The organism is Streptomyces sp. NPDC016677, from assembly GCF_055562815.1.
Genome location: NZ_JBVHEO010000027.1, coordinates 37,838 through 54,064, shown reverse-complemented (window position 1 = coordinate 54,064; position 16,227 = coordinate 37,838). Strand labels below are relative to the sequence as shown.

Below are 16,227 nucleotides of genomic sequence, written 5' to 3'. Positions count from 1 at the left end.
TGGCGACCATGGCCTTGATGCGCTCCCGCTCGGTCGGCGTACGGCCCGTGGTCGGGTCCGGCGTGACGTCGCCGACGGTGAAGATGCCGAACTGCATGGTCGATCGACCTCCAGGTTGTTTACCGTTCAACTATACCCCTGAACGACTGCCCGGCCGACGGTATTCCGCCACGGGGATGCGAAGCTGCCCGCATGCCGATCGCCCGCTCCGCCGCCCTCTTCCTCCTCGCCGCGCTGTTCGAGATCGGCGGCGCCTGGCTGGTCTGGCAGGGCGTACGGGAACACCGGGGCTGGCTGTGGATGACGGGCGGCGTCCTGGCGCTGGGCGCCTACGGCTTCGTCGCCACGTTCCAGCACGACGCCCACTTCGGCCGCGTCCTCGCCGCGTACGGCGGGATCTTCGTCGCCGGTTCGATCCTGTGGGGGGTGGTGGCGGACGGTTACCGCCCGGACCGCTGGGACATCGCGGGCGCCCTGGTCTGCCTGGCGGGCATGGCGCTGATCATGTACGCGCCGAGGGGCGACTGAGAGGGCGCCCCCTGGCGGCGCGGGGAACCGCGCGACCAGACACAACGCACCCGCGGCCTGCACCCGCCCGAGCCACCCCGCCTATCCTTGCAACTCCCCGTCGCCGCCAAGGAGCCCCGCATGCCCACTGCCCCCTCCGCAGCCTCCCGCATCGCCGTCGTCACGGGAGCCAGCTCCGGCATCGGCGCCGCCACGGCGCGCCGGCTCGCGGCGGCCGGCCACCGCGCCGTCCTCACCGCCCGCCGCAAGGACCGCATCGAGGCCCTGGCCGAGGAGATCACCGCGGCCGGCCACTCGGCGACCGCCTACCCCCTCGACGTCACCGACCGCGCGGCCGTCGACGAGTTCGCGTCGGCGTTCAGGACCATCGGCGTCCTGGTGAACAACGCGGGCGGCGCGCTCGGCGCCGATCCGGTCGCCACCGGGAACCCGGAGGACTGGCGCCGGATGTACGAGACGAACGTCATCGGCACCCTCCACCTCACCCAGGCCCTCCTGCCCAAGCTGGAGGCGAGCGGCGACGGCACGGTCGTGGTCGTCTCCTCCACCGCCGGCCACGGCACCTACGAGGGCGGCGCCGGCTACGTCGCCGCCAAGCACGGCGCGCACGTCCTCGCCGAGACGCTCCGCCTGGAGATCGTCGGCCGCCCGGTCCGCGTCGTCGAGATCGCGCCCGGCATGGTCAAGACCGACGAGTTCGCCCTGACCCGCTTCGCCGGCGACGCCGAGAAGGCCGCCAAGGTCTACGAGGGCGTGGCCGAGCCCCTCACCGCCGACGACGTCGCCGACACCATCACGTGGGCGGTCACCCGCCCCTCCCACGTCAACATCGACCTCCTGATCGTCCGCCCCCGCGCCCAGGCGTCGAACACGAAGGTGCACCGGGAACGGTGACGGCCGGCCCGTGGGTCAGCCCTTCACGCAGACCACCTGCTTCAGCTTCGCCACGACCTCCACGAGGTCCCGCTGCTGGTCGATGACCTGCTCGATCGGCTTGTAGGCACCCGGGATCTCGTCCACGACACCGGAGTCCTTGCGGCACTCCACGCCCCGCGTCTGCTCCTCCAGGTCCTTGGTCGAGAACCGGCGCTTGGCCGCGTTGCGGCTCATGCGCCGGCCGGCGCCGTGGGAGGCGGAGTTGAAGGACTTGTCGTTCCCGAGGCCCTTGACGATGTACGAGCCCGTCCCCATGGAGCCGGGGATGATCCCGTACTCACCGGAACCGGCCCGGATCGCGCCCTTGCGGGTGACGAGCAGGTCCATCCCGTCGTAGCGCTCTTCGGCCACGTAGTTGTGATGCGCACTGATCTCCGGCTCGAAGACCGGCTTCGCCTTCTTGAACTCCTTGCGGACGACGTCCTTCAGGAGCGCCATCATGATCGAGCGGTTGTACTTCGCGTACTCCTGCGCCCAGAACAGATCGTTGCGGTACGCCGCCATCTGCGGGGTGTCCGCCACGAAGACCGCCAGGTCGCGGTCGATCAGGTCCTGGTTGTGCGGCAGCTTCTGGGCCACGCCGATGTGGTGCTCGGCCAGTTCCTTGCCGATGTTCCGGGAACCGGAGTGCAACATCAACCAGACAGAATCGGTCGAATCTATGCAGATTTCGACAAAATGATTTCCCCCGCCGAGCGTCCCCATCTGCTTCCCGGCCCGCTCCTCCCGGAACCGCACCGCCTCCGCCACCCCGCCGAACCGCCCCCAGAAGTCGTCCCACCCGGCCGTCGCGAACCCGTGCAGCCGCCTCGGGTCCACGGGATCGTCGTGCATCCCCCGCCCCACCGGGATCACCTGCTCGACCTTCGACCGCAGCCGGGACAGGTCCCCCGGCAGGTCGCCCGCCGTCAGGGACGTCCTCACCGCCGACATCCCGCAGCCGATGTCCACGCCCACCGCCGCCGGGCACACCGCGCCCCGCATGGCGATCACCGACCCGACGGTCGCGCCCTTGCCGTAGTGCACGTCCGGCATCACGGCCAGACCCTTGATCCAGGGCAGCGTCGCGACGTTCTGGAGCTGCCGCATCGCACCGCCCTCGACCGTCGCCGGGTCGGCCCACAGCCGGATCGGTACCTTCGCGCCCGGTACTTCCACGTACGACATGACGTCCTCATTCCCCCGGAACCACAACATAAAGAAGAAAGCGCAAAAACCGTCACCAGTACTGACGAAAGGGATCTCGGACCGGCGTCCGCGGCAGCGCGTGCGATAGACATTGTCCCCAGGACCCACCCCCGTGCGGCAAGCGATTAACCAGCGGGGACACTGAAGGACCCGCCACCGGACCCACCGTCGAGAGGAGCCGACCGTGCAGCGGAAGGCGTACGTATCCGGCGCCGTCGCCCTCCTCGCGGCGCTGCTGGCTGGCTGCACCGGCGGCTCGGACGGCGGCACGACCGACGACTCCAACCCGGGCGGCTCCGGCACCGCCTCGGCCGCCGCCCAGCCCGGCCGGTACCGCACCCTCCCGGAACCGTGCTCGGCGGTCGGCGAGGACTCCCTCGACTCGCTGCTGCCCGGCATCCGGCAGATCACCGACGAGGACCAGCGCGCGAAGGCGTACGAGGGCGAGGCGACGCTCGCCTACGACAACGACCGCAAGGTCGGCTGCCGCTGGAAGGTCGACTCGACGGACGCCACGGACCATCTGCTCGTCGACTTCGAGCGCGTGGTGTCCTACGACAACGCGGTCAGCGACGACAGCCAGGCCGAGGAGCTGTTCGCGACCAAGGAGGAGGACGCGGACCTGCCCGAACCGACCGTGTCCGAGACGCAGTCGGCACCGGAGTCGGAAGAAGCGTCCCCCTCGTCCCCCTCCTCCCCCTCGTCCTCCGCGACACCCAACGCCACCGCCACCGCCTCCGCCCCGGCCACCTCCGAGCCCGGCTCCGCGTCCGGCTCCCCGTCCGGCGCGTCGGCCGAGGCCACCCCCACCGACCTTCAGCCCCGGCTGCTGGACGGACTGGGTGACGAGGCGTTCCTCGACGACGAGCTGAGCGACTCCGGTTCGACGGCCCAGCGGCGCACGGTGACTGTGGCGTTCCGCACGTCGAACGTCATCGTCACCATCGAGTACGCCGAGCAGCCGGCCGTGGTCGGTGTCGTCCCCGACAGCGAGGAAATGCAGGACAAGGCCCGGAAACTGGCCTCCCGGCTGGCCGATTCCCTCAGCGGCTGACGCCCGTTCGGCGCCGGCCGCGCGCGTTCGTGAAGCGTGCGAACCGGGACCGCGCGGTTTCCCCACCGCGTACGGTGGCCCACCAGAACCGTTCCGAACGCCTGAACGCCCGAACGCCAAGAACACGAGTGTCATGAGTGTCATGAGTGCCATGAGTGAAGGAACCATGCAGCGACGAGTGCAGCGAGACCAGCAGGACCGACAGGTGAAGCGTCTGAGCCGCGTTCTTGTCGGCGCAGCCGCCGTCCCCGTGATGCTGGTCGCCGCCGGCTGCTCCTCCGACTCCGGCTCCGACGAGGGCAAGTCCGCGAGCGGGAAGAGCGCGTCGGCCTCCGCGTCGGCGACCGCGAGCCCGTCCCCGACGGTGCGGGCGGCAGCGTACGGGAAGCTGCCGGAGTCGTGCGACGTGCTGACGAAGAAGACGCTGAAGGACCTCGTGCCGAAGGCGAAGTCCGGCAAGGAGGGCTCGTCCTCCGACACCGCGACGCGCGCCAGTTGCTCCTGGGACAGCCTGGACGACAACGGCGTCAAGGGCTCGCAGTTCCGCTGGCTGAACGTCTCGTTGCTGCGCTTCGAGTCCGACGTCACGCGCGGCGCGGGCGACGACCTGGCGCACGAGTACTACGAGAAGCAGATCAAGGACGCCCAGAACACCGACGGCGCGAAGAGCGTGCGCAGCGACCTGTTCGCCGGGGCGGGCGACGAGGCCTCGATGGTGCAGTACGTGCTGAAGAAGAAGGAAGGCACCTTCAAGCAGCAGACCGCCGTCGCACGCGTCGAGAACGTCGTCGTCACCGTCGACTACAACGGTGCCGGCCTGGCCGGCGACGAGTCCCCGGACGCCAAGGGGATGGTGACGGACGCGAAGCGGGCGGCCAAGGAGGCGGTGGCCGCGGTGTCGGCCGCCAACGGCGCCTCGGCGAGCGCCTCGGCCTCGAAGACCACCGGCACGTCGGGCGGCACGTCGGACGACGACCCGGACGACGACAGCTCCTCGTCGAAGTCGAAGTCGTCGTCGAAGTCGTCAGCGAAGAAGAGCTGACAACCCGGCAAACGCCACTTCCTCCCACCGGCCACCCGCTCTTCCGCACACATGTGCCACCCTGTAGCGCGCAACAACAGGCACTGGGAGGGGAGTACGGGTGGCCGCGCCACTTCAGCTGACACGGATGCACCGCGTTCTCATCGGGGTCGTCGTCTTCGGTGCCGTCATCATCGCGGGGATCGGTTTCGCCGGCTCGTACGCGGCCGTTCTCGACCTGGCCATGCAGAAGGGCTTCGGGAAGTTCAGCTACGTCTTCCCGATCGGCATCGACGCCGGCATCTGCGTCCTGCTCTCCCTCGACCTGCTGCTGACCTGGATCCGCATCCCGTTCCCGCTGCTGCGCCAGACGGCGTGGCTGCTGACGGCGGCGACGATCGCGTTCAACGGCGCGGCGGCCTGGCCGGACCCGCTGGGTGTCGGGATGCACGCGGTGATCCCGGTGCTGTTCGTGGTGGCCGTCGAGGCCGCCCGGCACGCCATCGGCCGGATCGCGGACATCACCGCCGACAAGCACATGGAGGGCGTCCGCCTCACCCGCTGGCTGCTCTCCCCCCTGCCGACCTTCCTGCTGTGGCGCCGGATGAAGCTGTGGGAGCTGCGCTCCTACGAGCAGGTCATCAAGCTGGAGCAGGAGCGCCTGGTCTACCAGGCCCGGCTGCGCTCCCGCTTCGGCCGCGCCTGGCGCCGCAAGGCCCCGGTCGAGTCGCTGATGCCGCTGCGCCTGGCCCGCTACGGCGTCCCGCTGGCGGAGACCGCCCCCTCGGGCCTGGCGGCGGCGGGCATCGAACCGGCCCTGCTGCCTCCGGCGCCCCCGCAGCAGACCACGCAGTCCCCGTCCCCGTCCCCGTCCCCCTCCCGGACAGAGGCGCCGGCGCAGCCCCAGCCGCAGGTGGCGCCCGCCCCGGAGCAGCGCCGCGAGCTGGCCTCGGGACCCGGCCCGGAGCAGCGGCCGCCGGTCGTGGACGAGAGCAGCCCGTGGTTCAAGGCCCCGCGCCAGACCGAGTACCGGGGCGGCTACGACCCGACGTACGACCCGGCCGAGCAGTACGCCCAGTGGTACGAGGAGCAGCAGCAGGCGGAGGAGTACCGGGACCAGTACGAGGAGGAGCCGCCGCCGATCGAGCCCTCCCCGGAGGAGACCGGCAGCTTCCCCATACCGGTCTCGCCCGGCCGGACCCGCGAGCTGGGCGAGGGCGGCGGCACGCCGGTCCAGGAGCCGGACGAGGAGGACTACTACCAGGTCTTCAGGAAGTCGGTGCCCGGCGGCGGCTACCCGACCGCGCGCGAGTTCGGCGAGAACGTGGAGGCCGAGTTCGGCACGGCCCTGCCCCCGGAGGAGGCCAAGCGCATGGTCAACCGCTTCACCAACCGCTACAACGCGGAGCTGGAAGAGGACCACATCGCCTGACCCCGGGGCATCCCCAGCCGCCCCCGGGTCGCCACCAGGACCACCAGCGCCGCCGCCAGCGACGCGAGCAGGAAGGCGTAGGTCGTGGCCCCGGACTCCGCCGACGGGAACATGTCCGACCACGCCACGGAGAAGAAGTTGTTCACGCTGGTGTGCAGCAGCATCACCAGCGGCATGCTCTCGCGGGAGCGGTTGAACACCCAGGTCATCACCACGCTGAACGCCAGCGTCGTGCCCATGAAGGCCAGTACGTGGGCGGGGTCGGCGTCCGGGCCGCCGCCCCACTCGGTGAGGAACAGCGGCAGGTGCCAGGCACCCCACAGCACCCCCACGACCAGGGTGGCGACCAGCGGGCCGAAGCGGCTCTGCATGCGCGGCATCGCGAACTCGCGCCACCCCGGCTCCTCGGCCAGCCCCGTGGTGATCATCTGCATGATCAGACCGGGGATGTACGCGACGAGCACGGCGGCCGACGGCAGCACCGGGTTCTGCTCGGTCAGCGCGGCGGTGGCGATCGTCAGCGCGAGGGGCACCGAGAGCGCCACGAGCAGGAACCAGAGCCAGCTCACCCTGAGCTTCGTCATCCGGCCCCGCCACACCCGCAGCCCGGCGCGTCCCTCCGTGACGGCGGTGATCAGCAGCGCCGCGCCGATCGGGCCGAGGTAGGCACCGGGCAGGACGCCGAGCAGCTGGCTGCCGAGCGCGCCGCCGGGGAAGGTCCAGTGCCACAGGCCGACACCGTTCTCGGAGAGGATGTACGGCGTCCAGGCCAGCCAGCTCACCCCCATGGCCAGCGTGAAGAACCAGGTGAGCGGCCGGCGGTGGAGGGCGGAGCGGCGTGGTGCCGGGGTCTGCCGGGGGAGGCTGGTGATCGTCACCGGGGCGGGTCCCTTCAAGGAAGCCGAGCGGCGGCTCGGCGGCGGCTGAGCGGCCTTCGAGCACCGCCCTCACGATGCCTCCAGCACACCAGCGCCGCGCTCCCCGATCACTGCCGCGCACGCCCCGATCCCGGGTACAGCAGGCTGTACCCGGGACGATGAGGGGGCGCCCGGCACGCGCCGGACGCCCCCTCACCGCGCGTACGGCGCTACGCCCCGAGCAGCGCCCGCACCCGCTCCTGCCCCACCGCCAGCAGCAGCGTCGGCAGCCGGGGGCCGGTGTCGCGGCCGACGAGGAGGCGGTAGAGGAGGGCGAAGAAGGTCCGCTGGGCGGTCTTGATCTCCGGCGGGAGGTCCTTGGGCGTGGCGTCGGCGGGGAAGCCGGCCTGGACCTTGGGCACGCCGTAGACGAGGTGGGTGAGCCCGTCCAGGGACCAGTGGTCGGCGAGCCCGTCGAGCAGCAGCCGCACCGACCGCGCGGACGCCTCGTCGAGGGAGGCAAGGAGCTCGGTGTCGGGCTTCTCCCTCACGATGGTGCGCTGGTCGGCGGGGACGTGGGTGTTGATCCACGCCTCCGCCTTGTCGTACCGCGGGCGGACCTCGTCCAGGGAGGCCGGCGGGTCCGCCGGGTCCAGCTCGCTCAGGATGCGCAGCGCCTGGTCCTCGTGCCCGGCGGTGATGTCCGCCACCGAGGCGAGCGTGCGGTACGGCAGCGGCCTCGGCGTCCTCGGCAGGTCACCGGCGGCCGTGCGCACGGCACGGGAGTGCGCGGCGATGTCGGCGGGCAGGGCGGAGCCGTCGGCGACCTTGGCGTCCAGCCGGTCCCACTCGTCGTACAGCCGCTGGATCTCCTGGTCGAAGGCGATCTTGAAGGACTGGTTGGGCTTGCGGCGGGCGTACAGCCAGCGCAGCAGCTGCGGCTCCATGATCTTCAGCGCGTCGGCCGGGGTGGGCACCCCGCCCTTGGACGAGGACATCTTGGCCATGCCGCTGATGCCGACGAAGGCGTACATCGGGCCGATCGGCTGCTTGCCGCCGAAGATCCCGACGATCTGCCCGCCGACCTGGAACGAGGACCCCGGCGAGGAGTGGTCCACCCCGCTCGGCTCGAAGACGACACCCTCGTACGCCCAGCGCATGGGCCAGTCGACCTTCCAGACCAGCTTGCCGCGGTCGAACTCGCTCAGCCGGACCGTCTCCGAGAAGCCGCACGCCGTGCAGGCGTAGGTCAGCTCGGTCGAGTCGTCGTCGTACGCGGTGACCGTCGTCAGGTCCTTCTCGCAGTTGCCGCAGTACGGCTTGTACGGGAAGTACCCGGCGGAGCCGGAGCTGCCGTCGTCCTCGGCGGCGGCGCCGGAGCCCTCCTCGGCCTCCAGCTCGGCCGCGTCCACGGCCTTCTGCTGGGGCTTCTTCGTCTTCGGCTTGGTGCGGTACCGGTCGAGGATCGCGTCGATGTCCGCGCGGTGCCGCATGGCGTGCAGGATCTGGTCGCGGTAGGCACCGGAGGTGTACTGCGCGGTCTGGCTGATGCCGTCGAACTCCACGCCCAGCTCGCCGAGCGCCTCGATCATGGCGGCCTTGAAGTGCTCGGCCCAGTTCGGGTGGGGCGAGCCCTTCGGGGCGGGGACGGAGGTCAGCGGCTTGCCGATGTGCTCGGCCCAGGAGTCGTCGACGCCGGGGACACCGGCCGGGACCTTGCGGTAGCGGTCGTAGTCGTCCCAGGAGATCAGGTGCCGGACCTCGTGGCCGCGGCGGCGGATCTCGTCGGCGACCAGGTGCGGGGTCATGACCTCGCGGAGGTTGCCCAGGTGGATGGGGCCCGACGGGGACAGGCCGGACGCGACGACGACCGTTTTGGCGCCCGGGGCACGGCGCTCCGATTCGGCGATGACCTCGTCCGCGAAACGGGAGACCCAGTCGGTGGTCTCTGTGCTCTGAGCCACGATCGGCACGTCCTTCTTTCCTGCACTGGTTCGAGCGGGGGGGTGACGGTCCATTCTCACAGACCGCGTCGCGCTCCGGGAAACGGCTTTGCCGCCCGGGGAAGACCCCATGAGAGACTGAACGGGTCTATCGATCCCCACGAGGAGAACGGCACCCCTTCCTATGGCCTCGGTCACGTCCCTCAGCGACTCCGTCCACCAGCACCTCGCGTCCGCCCTGTCGGCCACCCGGCCCGAGGCCGCCGGCGCGGACCCGCTGCTGCGACGAAGCGACCGGGCGGACTACCAGGCCAACGGCATCCTGGCGCTGGCCAAGAAGGCGAAGGCCAACCCGCGCGAGCTGGCCGCCGAGGTCGTCTCCCACGTCACCACCGGCGCCCTGATCCAGGACGTCGAGGTCTCCGGCCCCGGCTTCCTGAACATCACGGTCGGCGACCGGGCGATCACCGAGAACCTCGCGGCGCGGTACGCGGACGACACCGGCCGCCTCGGCGTGCCGCACGCCGCCGAGCCGGGCACCACGGTCATCGACTACGCCCAGCCGAACGTGGCGAAGGAGATGCACGTCGGCCACCTGCGCTCGGCGGTGATCGGCGACGCGGTCCGGCAGATCCTGGAGTTCACCGGCGAGACGGTGGTCCGCCGCCACCACATCGGCGACTGGGGCACCCAGTTCGGCATGCTCATCCAGTACCTGGACGAGCACCCGCACGAGCTGGACCACTCCGGTGGCGAGGTCTCCGGCGAGGAGGCGATGTCGAACCTCGACCGCCTCTACAAGGCCGCACGGAAGAAGTTCGACTCCGACGAGGAGTTCAAGACGCGGGCCCGGCGCCGGGTGGTCGACCTCCAGGCCGGGGACGAGCACACGCTCGCCATGTGGCAGAAGTTCGTGGACGAGTCGAAGATCTACTTCTTCTCCGTCTTCGAGAAGCTGGACATGGAGATCCGGGACGCGGACATCGTCGGCGAGTCGGGGTACAACGACATGCTGGCCGAGACCTGCCGCATCCTGGAGGAGTCGGGCGTCGCCGTCCGCTCCGAAGGGGCCCTCTGCGTCTTCTTCGACGACGTCAAGGGCCCGGACGGCAAGCCGGTCCCGCTGATCGTGCAGAAGTCGGACGGCGGCTACGGCTACGCGGCCACCGACCTCTCCGCGATCCGCGACCGCGTCTTCGGCCTGAAGGCCGACACGCTGCTCTACGTGGTCGACGCCCGCCAGTCCCTGCACTTCAAGATGGTCTTCGAGACGGCTCGCAGGGCCGGCTGGCTCGGCGAGGACGTCGAGACGGTCGAGCTGACCCAGCTCGCCTTCGGCACGGTGCTGGGCAAGGACGGCAAGCCGTTCAAGACCCGCGCGGGCGAGACGGTCCGCCTCGTCGACCTCCTCGACGAGGCCATCGACCGCGCCTCGGCGGTCGTACGGGAGAAGGCGCAGGACCTGTCCGAGGAGGAGATCACCGAGCGCGGCACCCAGGTGGGCATCGGCGCGGTGAAGTACGCGGACCTGTCGACGTCGGCGAACCGGGACTACAAGTTCGACCTGGACCAGATGGTCTCGCTCAACGGCGACACCTCCGTCTACCTCCAGTACGCCTACGCCCGCATCCGCTCCATCCTGCGCAAGGCCGGCGACACCGCCCCGGCACCCCGCCCGGAGCTGGAGCTGCACGCCGCCGAGCGCGCCCTGGGCCTGCACCTGGACGCGTTCGCGGAGACGGTGGCCGAGGCGGCGGCGGAGTACGCCCCGCACAAGCTGACGGCGTACCTGTACCAGCTCGCCTCGCTCTACACGTCCTTCTACGACAAGTGCCCGGTGCTGAAGGCCGATACGCCGGAGCGGGTCGAGAACCGCCTGTTCCTGTGCGACATCACGGCCCGCACGCTGCACCGGGGGATGGAGCTGCTGGGGATCAGGACGCCCGAGCGGCTCTGACCCCCTGTCCGTGACACGGCACGCGGCCCGGCCTCTCCCCGGAATATCGGGGAGAGGCCGGGCCGCGGCACGGGTGCGGCCGGGGGCGCTCAGCAGCGGTGGGTACCGGCGAAGTCCCAGAACTCGGCCTTGGTGGCCGGACCGGCGACGCCGTCCACGGCGAGGCTGGCACCGTGCAGGTTCAGGTACCTCTGGAGCCCCTTGATCGTGTTGGGGCCGACGATCCCGTCGATGGCGTCGTCGTAGTAGCCCAGGCTGTCGAAGAACCTCTGCGCCGCCTTCCAGCTGTTGGTGCCCAGCTGCCCGTCGATGGTGCCCGGCGAGTAACCGCGGTCGCGCAGCAGGCACTGCCAGCTCTTCGCGTGGGCGGTGTCCAGCCCCAGGTTGACCACAGCGAGCACGCCGGCCTCGCCGCTCACCGCCTGCTCCTGGACCACCGACGCGGGCGCCGCCATCGCCGTACCGGCGGTCGCCATGCCGCCGGCCGCGATCCCGACAGCGGCGGTGACGCCGACGAGTGCCTTCGTGATACCTCGCATGCTGTTCCCCTCCATGTGACGTGCGGTGAGCGGGACCGACCGCACCGGCCGGCTCCACGACGAGACTGCGGTCACGGCACGCCGCACCGCCACAGTTGGCGCAGAAGTGACGTCGTCCCGGGACGTCCCAGGCCCTGACCTGCTGGGACGCCGCCCCCTGCGGCGCGTCGACGGGACGGCTCCGTACGGATTTCGGCCGATCACCCACCGGATCGAGGCCTTCACCCCAGTGCCGCCGGGGCCGCTGATGCAGAATGAGGCCGGGACACACGGGACCGGCCCAACGGTCCCGGACGCGAGCGGGGGACACATGTCGCGTTGGAAAGAGCTGCCCGGAGAACTCCCACCACACGTCCGCCAGTTGATCGTGCGCCTGCGCACGCTGAAGGACCGCAGCGAACTGAGCACCCGTCAACTGGCCGTGAAGACCGGCTACAGCGCGAGATCGTGGCAACGATATCTGAACGGCGGATCGCTGCCGCCCCGGGCCGCCGTGGAGGCGATGGCCCGCGTCGGCGGCGACGATCCGGCCCGGCTGCTGGCGCTGCACGAGATCGCCGCCGAGCGCTGGGCGGAGGGACACTCGGCCCCCGTGAGCGCCCACGCGGGGACGGACGACGCCGCGCAGCGACGGCCGTACGGCCGCCACCCCTACCCCCGCGCCCTGGTCACGGCGGGAGCGGTCGCACTGGTGCTGTCCGTCTCCGTGACGCTCCTGCTGGCCGTGCGGCTCGCCGAGACCCGCGAGCGGCTCGCCCGGGTCCGCACCGACACCGTCGCCGCCGCCCCGGCCACCGTGTCGGAGTCCCTGGTGCCGGTCACCTACACCTGCCGCCTGGAACAGCGCGACGGCCGCTGGTACGCGGGGCTGAGCCGGACCTCGGACACCATCCTGGCGTACACGCACGTGGGGCCCGAAGTGGCCGAGGCGCAGTGCCTGTTGCGGCGGGCCGGGATCTCGCCGGGGGACATCGACGGCGTCTTCGGCCCGCGGACCCAGCGCGCGGTGCAGCGCGTCCAGGAGCGGCACGACCTGGTCGTGGACGGGGTCGTCGGCCCGCACACCTGGAAGGCCCTGCGGGAGGTGGCGCCCCGGTGAGCACCGCGCACACCCGGCTGACCGAGGCCCTGCGGGAGCTGAGGGCCCGTACGGGGCTGAGCCTGGCGGCCCTGGCGGAGCGGACGGCGTACAGCAAGTCCTCCTGGGAGCGCTATCTCAACGGCAAGATCCTGCCCCCGCGCCAGGCCGTGCAGGAGCTGTGCCGGATCGCGAACGAACCGCCCAAGCGGCTGCTGGCCCTGTGGGAGATCACCGAGTCGGACCGGAGCGGACGCGGCGCGGTCCCGGCCGCCCCTCCCCCAGGAGAACCACGGCACGGGACGGAGCGGCCCCAGCCCGCCGGCGACCGCCGCCGCGGCCCCGGACGCGTCCGTCTCCTGGTGGCGCTGGCGTCGGTGTACACCCTGCTCGCCGGCGGCACGGCCCTGCTGCTCCTCCTCCCGCCGGCCCGGGACAGAGCGGCGGACGAACCGCTGCCGGTCTCCGTCCCGTACTCCCTCTCCCCCCGGTGTCACGGAGCCGCCTGCGAGGGCCGGGACCCGCTGCGCCTGATCTGCGGCGTCGACCCCGACACCCTCGCCACCTCCCGCACCGCCACCGGCGCCTACGTGGAACTGCGCTACAGCGAGACCTGCGGCGCGAGCTGGGCCCGGACCTGGGGAACGGAGGTCGGCGACCGGCTGGACATCACGGTGTCCGGACCGACTCACGCCGTGCGGGTCAGGGACGAGGCCGACGCGGACACCTACGTCTACACCAGCATGGCCGCGGCCGGCCCCGGCAGCACGGTCCGCGCCTGTTTCCGGCCCGCGTCGGCCGGCCACGACCCCGAGTGCGTCACCGCCCGGGTCGGCCCGGCCCGCTCGCCGTCACCCGGCTAGCGCGGCTTCCCGCAGCCCCTCCCCGAGCCTGCGCAGCCCCTCCCCGATCGCGTCCGGCGTCTGCGTCACGAAGCACAGCCGCATCGTCGACCGGTCGGGCTCACCGGCGTGGAAGGGCGCTCCGGGCACGTACGCCACGTCGTGCCGGACCACCCCCGGGAGCAGGGCTGTGGTGTCGTACCCCGCGGGCAGCGTCGCCCACAGGAACATGCCGCCCTCCGGCCGCGTCCACCGCGACCCGGCCGGCAGCGCGTCCGCCAGCCCCGCCAGCATGGCGTCCCGGCGTGCGCGGTACGCCCGCGCGACCCGGCGGACGTGGGCGTCCAGGTCCCGGTCGGCCAGGTACCGGGCGGCGGCGAGCTGGTTGACGGTCGGGGTGTGCAGGTCGGCGGCCTGCTTGGCCACCGCGCAGGCCCGGCGCAGCCCGGCGGGCGCCCGCAGCCAGCCCAGCCGCAGCCCCGGCGCCATCACCTTGGAGAAGGAGCCGAGCAGCACGGTCCGGTCCCGGGCCTCCTCGTACGCGGCGATCCACGGCACCCGCTCGCCCTCGAACCGCAGCTCCCCGTACGGGTCGTCCTCGACGATCCACAGCCCGTACCGCGCGGCGACCGAGGCCACGGCGGCCCGCCGGGCGGCGGACATGGTGCGGCCGGTCGGGTTCTGGAAGGTCGGCACGGTGTAGAACAGCTTGGGCCGCTCCCGCACCACCAGCTCCGCCAGCGCCTCGGCATCCGGTCCCTCGGCGTCCCCGGGCACGGCGATCACGCGGGCGCCCGCGAAGCCGAAGGCCTGGAGCGCGGCGAGGTAGCAGGGGTCCTCCACCAGCACGGTGTCGCCCGGTTCGAGCAGGGCGGTGGCCAGCAGGGACAGCGCCTGCTGCGAACCGGTCGTGACGAGAAGGTCCTCGGCGTCCGTGTCCAGGCCGCGTGCCGAGGTGCGCGCGGCGAGCGCGGCCCGCAGCGCCGGCTCGCCCTCGGTCGTGGAGTACTGGAGCGCCCGCTCCGGCGTCTCGGCGAGCACCGCCCGGTAGGCGGCGGCGATCCCCTCGGTGTCGAACAGCTCCGGCGCCGGCAGCCCGCCCGCGAAGTTGACGACCTCGGGGCGGGCGGTGACGGCGAGGATGTCCCGTACCGGTGAACCACCGATCGACCGGGCCCGCGCGGCGAGGGGCGGGACGGGGGCGAGGGACGCGGCAGGAGGCTGGGTCACGGTCATGGCCGCAGCCTAGGCATTTACATGCCGTCTACAAGCAGGTTTCCGTGATGCGGACACCGGCTAGCAGCAGGCCGGCCCCTCACTCCTTCGTGTACTGCTCCCACTTGTCGCCGCCGAGCGGATAACCGTAGTAGCTGTCGCTCTCCGAGGCACTCGTGCGGAACGGCTTCCCGTTGTCGTCGATCTTCAGTGTGCCCCGGCGCGACCCGCTGGACCAGTCCAGTTCCAGTTGCCAGCGCACGTCGCGCCCGCTCGTGTGGGCGTTGACGTAGAAGGCCTCGGGGTCGGACTCGGTCACCTTGTACGGGAAGTCCCGCTGCCCGTTGACCGGCGTGGCCAGCGGATTGCCGAGGTCCAGCGAGACGTCGAACGCCTTGGTGCCGACCCCGCCCCCGCAGCCGACGCCCATGGCGTACTCGTTCCAGGTCAGCGGCGCGTCGCTGCTGAGGACGCGGACGTGCAGGGCGTTCAGGACGACCGTCTCCTCGCCCGTGCCCTGCACGGTGAAGGCGACCTGCTGCCGGTCCGCGGCGACAGCGCCGTAGGAGGCGATCCAGCCGGCCGAGTCCTGCTGGGGAGGCGCCTCCAGCACGTTCTCGGGGCTGCGGTCGACCAGGAAGTTCTGGTCGCACGGCCCGTCCCAGTAGTGCGGGGTGGTCTGCACGGACAACGGAACGGGGCCGTCGGCCTTCGGGGCCCCGGCGGACGCGGTCGCGTTCCCGCCCTTGCTCGCGGCGGCCCGCGGACCGGCACCGGCACTCGCCGTGGCGCCGGCGCTCGCGCTCGGGGACGCGCTCGGGGACGCCGACCGGTCGGCGCTCGGCGACGGGTCCGAGGACCGCGTGGAGTGCCGGGCGGAGACGGTCGCCCCGACGGTGCCGGAGGAGTCCTGCCCGTCTCCCCCCTCCGGGAGCAGCCCGATCACGAGCGCCACTGCGGCGGCCAGCCCGACCCCGGTACCGGCGGCGTACATCACCCGCTTGCGGGACCGCCCACCGCTCGCGCCGTCGCCGGCCGCCTCCCCGACCACGGTGACCTCGGCCGGGTCCTCGTCCAGCGCCGCGCCGTCCGGCACCGCGCCGTCCGGCACCGCGCCGTCCGGCTCGTTCCCCGGCGCGTGCGCACCGCCCGGTACGGCCGGCGCGTCCCCCTCGCCCGACTCCCCGTCACCCACCGCGGCACCAGCACCCGCACCCGCACCCTCAACGGCACCGGCACCCGCCTCACCGGGCTTGGCGGCGGCGTCCCCCTGATCGGCAGCCCCGTCCGCCTTCACCCCCCGCAGCGCGTCCGCCCGGATCCAGCGGCGGTGGAGTTCCAGCAGTTCCTCGGGCGTCGCCCGGCACAGCCGGGCCATCCGCTCGACGGAGGCAAACTCCGTCGGTACGACCTCGCCCTTCACGTACCGGTGCAGCGTCGACGCGCTCATGTGCAGCCGCTTGCCCAGCGCCCCGTAGCTGAGTCCCGACCGTTCCTTCAGCTCCCGCAGCAGTCCCGCGAAATCGTCCGCAGCCACCGTTTCTCCCGCTCCCCTTGTCCCCGCACCGCATCCCAGAACAGGGACGTCTCTCCAGGTCAGAGTGGTTCCAGCCGTCCCAGCGTCCCGCGTGTGCCGC

14 protein-coding genes are annotated in these 16,227 nt (G+C 72.0%); 8 read left to right on the top strand and 6 right to left on the bottom strand.

The window, feature by feature from the left end:
* The first annotated feature begins 192 nt into the window (after positions 1 to 192).
* Positions 193 to 528, top strand: a complete 336-nt coding sequence (locus tag ACZ3IG_RS35605; protein WP_467437355.1) for a YnfA family protein — start codon at positions 193 to 195, stop codon at positions 526 to 528.
* A 120-nt stretch (positions 529 to 648) separates the two neighbouring features.
* Positions 649 to 1,422 carry an SDR family NAD(P)-dependent oxidoreductase gene (locus ACZ3IG_RS35600; RefSeq protein WP_467437354.1) on the top strand — a complete coding sequence of 258 codons (774 nt, stop codon included), beginning with the start codon at positions 649 to 651 and terminating at the stop codon, positions 1,420 to 1,422.
* A 15-nt stretch (positions 1,423 to 1,437) separates the two neighbouring features.
* Here ACZ3IG_RS35600 and ACZ3IG_RS35595 read toward each other — a convergent pair whose 3' ends face one another.
* A complete protein-coding gene (locus ACZ3IG_RS35595; RefSeq protein ID WP_467437352.1) occupies positions 1,438 to 2,631 on the bottom strand; it encodes an RtcB family protein in 1,194 nt (397 codons plus the stop codon).
* Positions 2,632 to 2,836: 205 nt separating this feature from the next.
* Here ACZ3IG_RS35595 and ACZ3IG_RS35590 point away from each other — a divergent pair, with 205 nt between their 5' ends.
* The 3 genes from ACZ3IG_RS35590 to ACZ3IG_RS35580 all read left to right on the top strand — a co-directional run bounded on the left by ACZ3IG_RS35590 (position 2,837) and on the right by ACZ3IG_RS35580 (position 6,159).
* Positions 2,837 to 3,706, top strand: a complete 870-nt coding sequence (locus tag ACZ3IG_RS35590; protein WP_467437351.1) for a DUF3558 domain-containing protein — start codon at positions 2,837 to 2,839, stop codon at positions 3,704 to 3,706.
* Positions 3,707 to 3,857: 151 nt separating this feature from the next.
* Positions 3,858 to 4,748 carry a DUF3558 family protein gene (locus ACZ3IG_RS35585; RefSeq protein WP_467437350.1) on the top strand — a complete coding sequence of 297 codons (891 nt, stop codon included), beginning with the start codon at positions 3,858 to 3,860 and terminating at the stop codon, positions 4,746 to 4,748.
* Positions 4,749 to 4,848: 100 nt separating this feature from the next.
* Positions 4,849 to 6,159 (top strand): DUF2637 domain-containing protein, encoded by a 1,311-nt coding sequence (locus ACZ3IG_RS35580; RefSeq protein ID WP_467437349.1) that lies wholly within the window; start codon positions 4,849 to 4,851, stop codon positions 6,157 to 6,159.
* Here ACZ3IG_RS35580 and ACZ3IG_RS35575 read toward each other — a convergent pair.
* Together ACZ3IG_RS35575 and lysS are read right to left on the bottom strand one after the other, a co-directional pair.
* On the bottom strand, positions 6,123 to 7,037 hold the full coding sequence (locus ACZ3IG_RS35575) for a CPBP family intramembrane glutamic endopeptidase (protein ID WP_467437348.1): 915 nt from the start codon (positions 7,035 to 7,037) through the stop codon (positions 6,123 to 6,125). The genes ACZ3IG_RS35580 and ACZ3IG_RS35575 overlap by 37 nt on opposite strands.
* A gap of 209 nt (positions 7,038 to 7,246) precedes the next feature.
* A complete protein-coding gene (gene lysS, locus ACZ3IG_RS35570) occupies positions 7,247 to 8,989 on the bottom strand; it encodes a lysine--tRNA ligase (protein ID WP_467437346.1) in 1,743 nt (580 codons plus the stop codon).
* A gap of 154 nt (positions 8,990 to 9,143) precedes the next feature.
* Here lysS and argS point away from each other — a divergent pair, with 154 nt between their 5' ends.
* The gene (gene argS, locus ACZ3IG_RS35565; RefSeq protein ID WP_467437345.1) at positions 9,144 to 10,916 is read left to right on the top strand and encodes an arginine--tRNA ligase; all 1,773 of its coding nucleotides are present in this window, start codon (positions 9,144 to 9,146) and stop codon (positions 10,914 to 10,916) included.
* 89 nt (positions 10,917 to 11,005) lie between these two features.
* On the opposite strand, the gene ACZ3IG_RS35560 is transcribed toward argS, so the two are convergent.
* Positions 11,006 to 11,455 carry a peptidoglycan-binding domain-containing protein gene (locus tag ACZ3IG_RS35560; protein WP_467437344.1) on the bottom strand — a complete coding sequence of 150 codons (450 nt, stop codon included), beginning with the start codon at positions 11,453 to 11,455 and terminating at the stop codon, positions 11,006 to 11,008.
* 310 nt (positions 11,456 to 11,765) lie between these two features.
* On the opposite strand from ACZ3IG_RS35560, the gene ACZ3IG_RS35555 reads away from it, so the two are divergent.
* Together ACZ3IG_RS35555 and ACZ3IG_RS35550 are read left to right on the top strand one after the other, a co-directional pair.
* Complete coding sequence (locus ACZ3IG_RS35555; protein WP_467437342.1) at positions 11,766 to 12,554, top strand: peptidoglycan-binding protein; 789 nt, start codon at positions 11,766 to 11,768, stop codon at positions 12,552 to 12,554.
* Positions 12,551 to 13,396 carry a DUF2690 domain-containing protein gene (locus ACZ3IG_RS35550; protein WP_467437341.1) on the top strand — a complete coding sequence of 282 codons (846 nt, stop codon included), beginning with the start codon at positions 12,551 to 12,553 and terminating at the stop codon, positions 13,394 to 13,396. Before ACZ3IG_RS35555 ends, ACZ3IG_RS35550 begins: the two co-directional genes overlap by 4 nt.
* On the opposite strand, the gene ACZ3IG_RS35545 is transcribed toward ACZ3IG_RS35550, so the two are convergent.
* The gene (locus tag ACZ3IG_RS35545) at positions 13,385 to 14,611 is read right to left on the bottom strand and encodes an aminotransferase-like domain-containing protein (protein WP_467437339.1); all 1,227 of its coding nucleotides are present in this window, start codon (positions 14,609 to 14,611) and stop codon (positions 13,385 to 13,387) included. The genes ACZ3IG_RS35550 and ACZ3IG_RS35545 overlap by 12 nt on opposite strands.
* A gap of 79 nt (positions 14,612 to 14,690) precedes the next feature.
* Positions 14,691 to 16,127, bottom strand: a complete 1,437-nt coding sequence (locus ACZ3IG_RS35540; RefSeq protein ID WP_467437338.1) for a helix-turn-helix domain-containing protein — start codon at positions 16,125 to 16,127, stop codon at positions 14,691 to 14,693.
* Positions 16,128 to 16,227: the final 100 nt, after the last annotated feature.

Excerpts from the sequence above, each read along its gene's own strand:
- ACZ3IG_RS35605 (WP_467437355.1), top strand. The coding sequence starts at position 193 with ATGCCGATCGCCCGCTCCGCCGCCCTCTTCCTCCTCGCCGCGCTGTTC.
- ACZ3IG_RS35600 (WP_467437354.1), top strand. The coding sequence starts at position 649 with ATGCCCACTGCCCCCTCCGCAGCCTCCCGCATCGCCGTCGTCACGGGA.
- ACZ3IG_RS35595 (WP_467437352.1), bottom strand. The coding sequence starts at position 2,631 with ATGTCGTACGTGGAAGTACCGGGCGCGAAGGTACCGATCCGGCTGTGG.
- ACZ3IG_RS35585 (WP_467437350.1), top strand. The coding sequence starts at position 3,858 with ATGAGTGAAGGAACCATGCAGCGACGAGTGCAGCGAGACCAGCAGGAC.
- argS (WP_467437345.1), top strand. The coding sequence starts at position 9,144 with ATGGCCTCGGTCACGTCCCTCAGCGACTCCGTCCACCAGCACCTCGCG.
- ACZ3IG_RS35560 (WP_467437344.1), bottom strand. The coding sequence starts at position 11,455 with ATGCGAGGTATCACGAAGGCACTCGTCGGCGTCACCGCCGCTGTCGGG.
- ACZ3IG_RS35555 (WP_467437342.1), top strand. The coding sequence starts at position 11,766 with ATGTCGCGTTGGAAAGAGCTGCCCGGAGAACTCCCACCACACGTCCGC.
- ACZ3IG_RS35545 (WP_467437339.1), bottom strand. The coding sequence starts at position 14,611 with ATGACCGTGACCCAGCCTCCTGCCGCGTCCCTCGCCCCCGTCCCGCCC.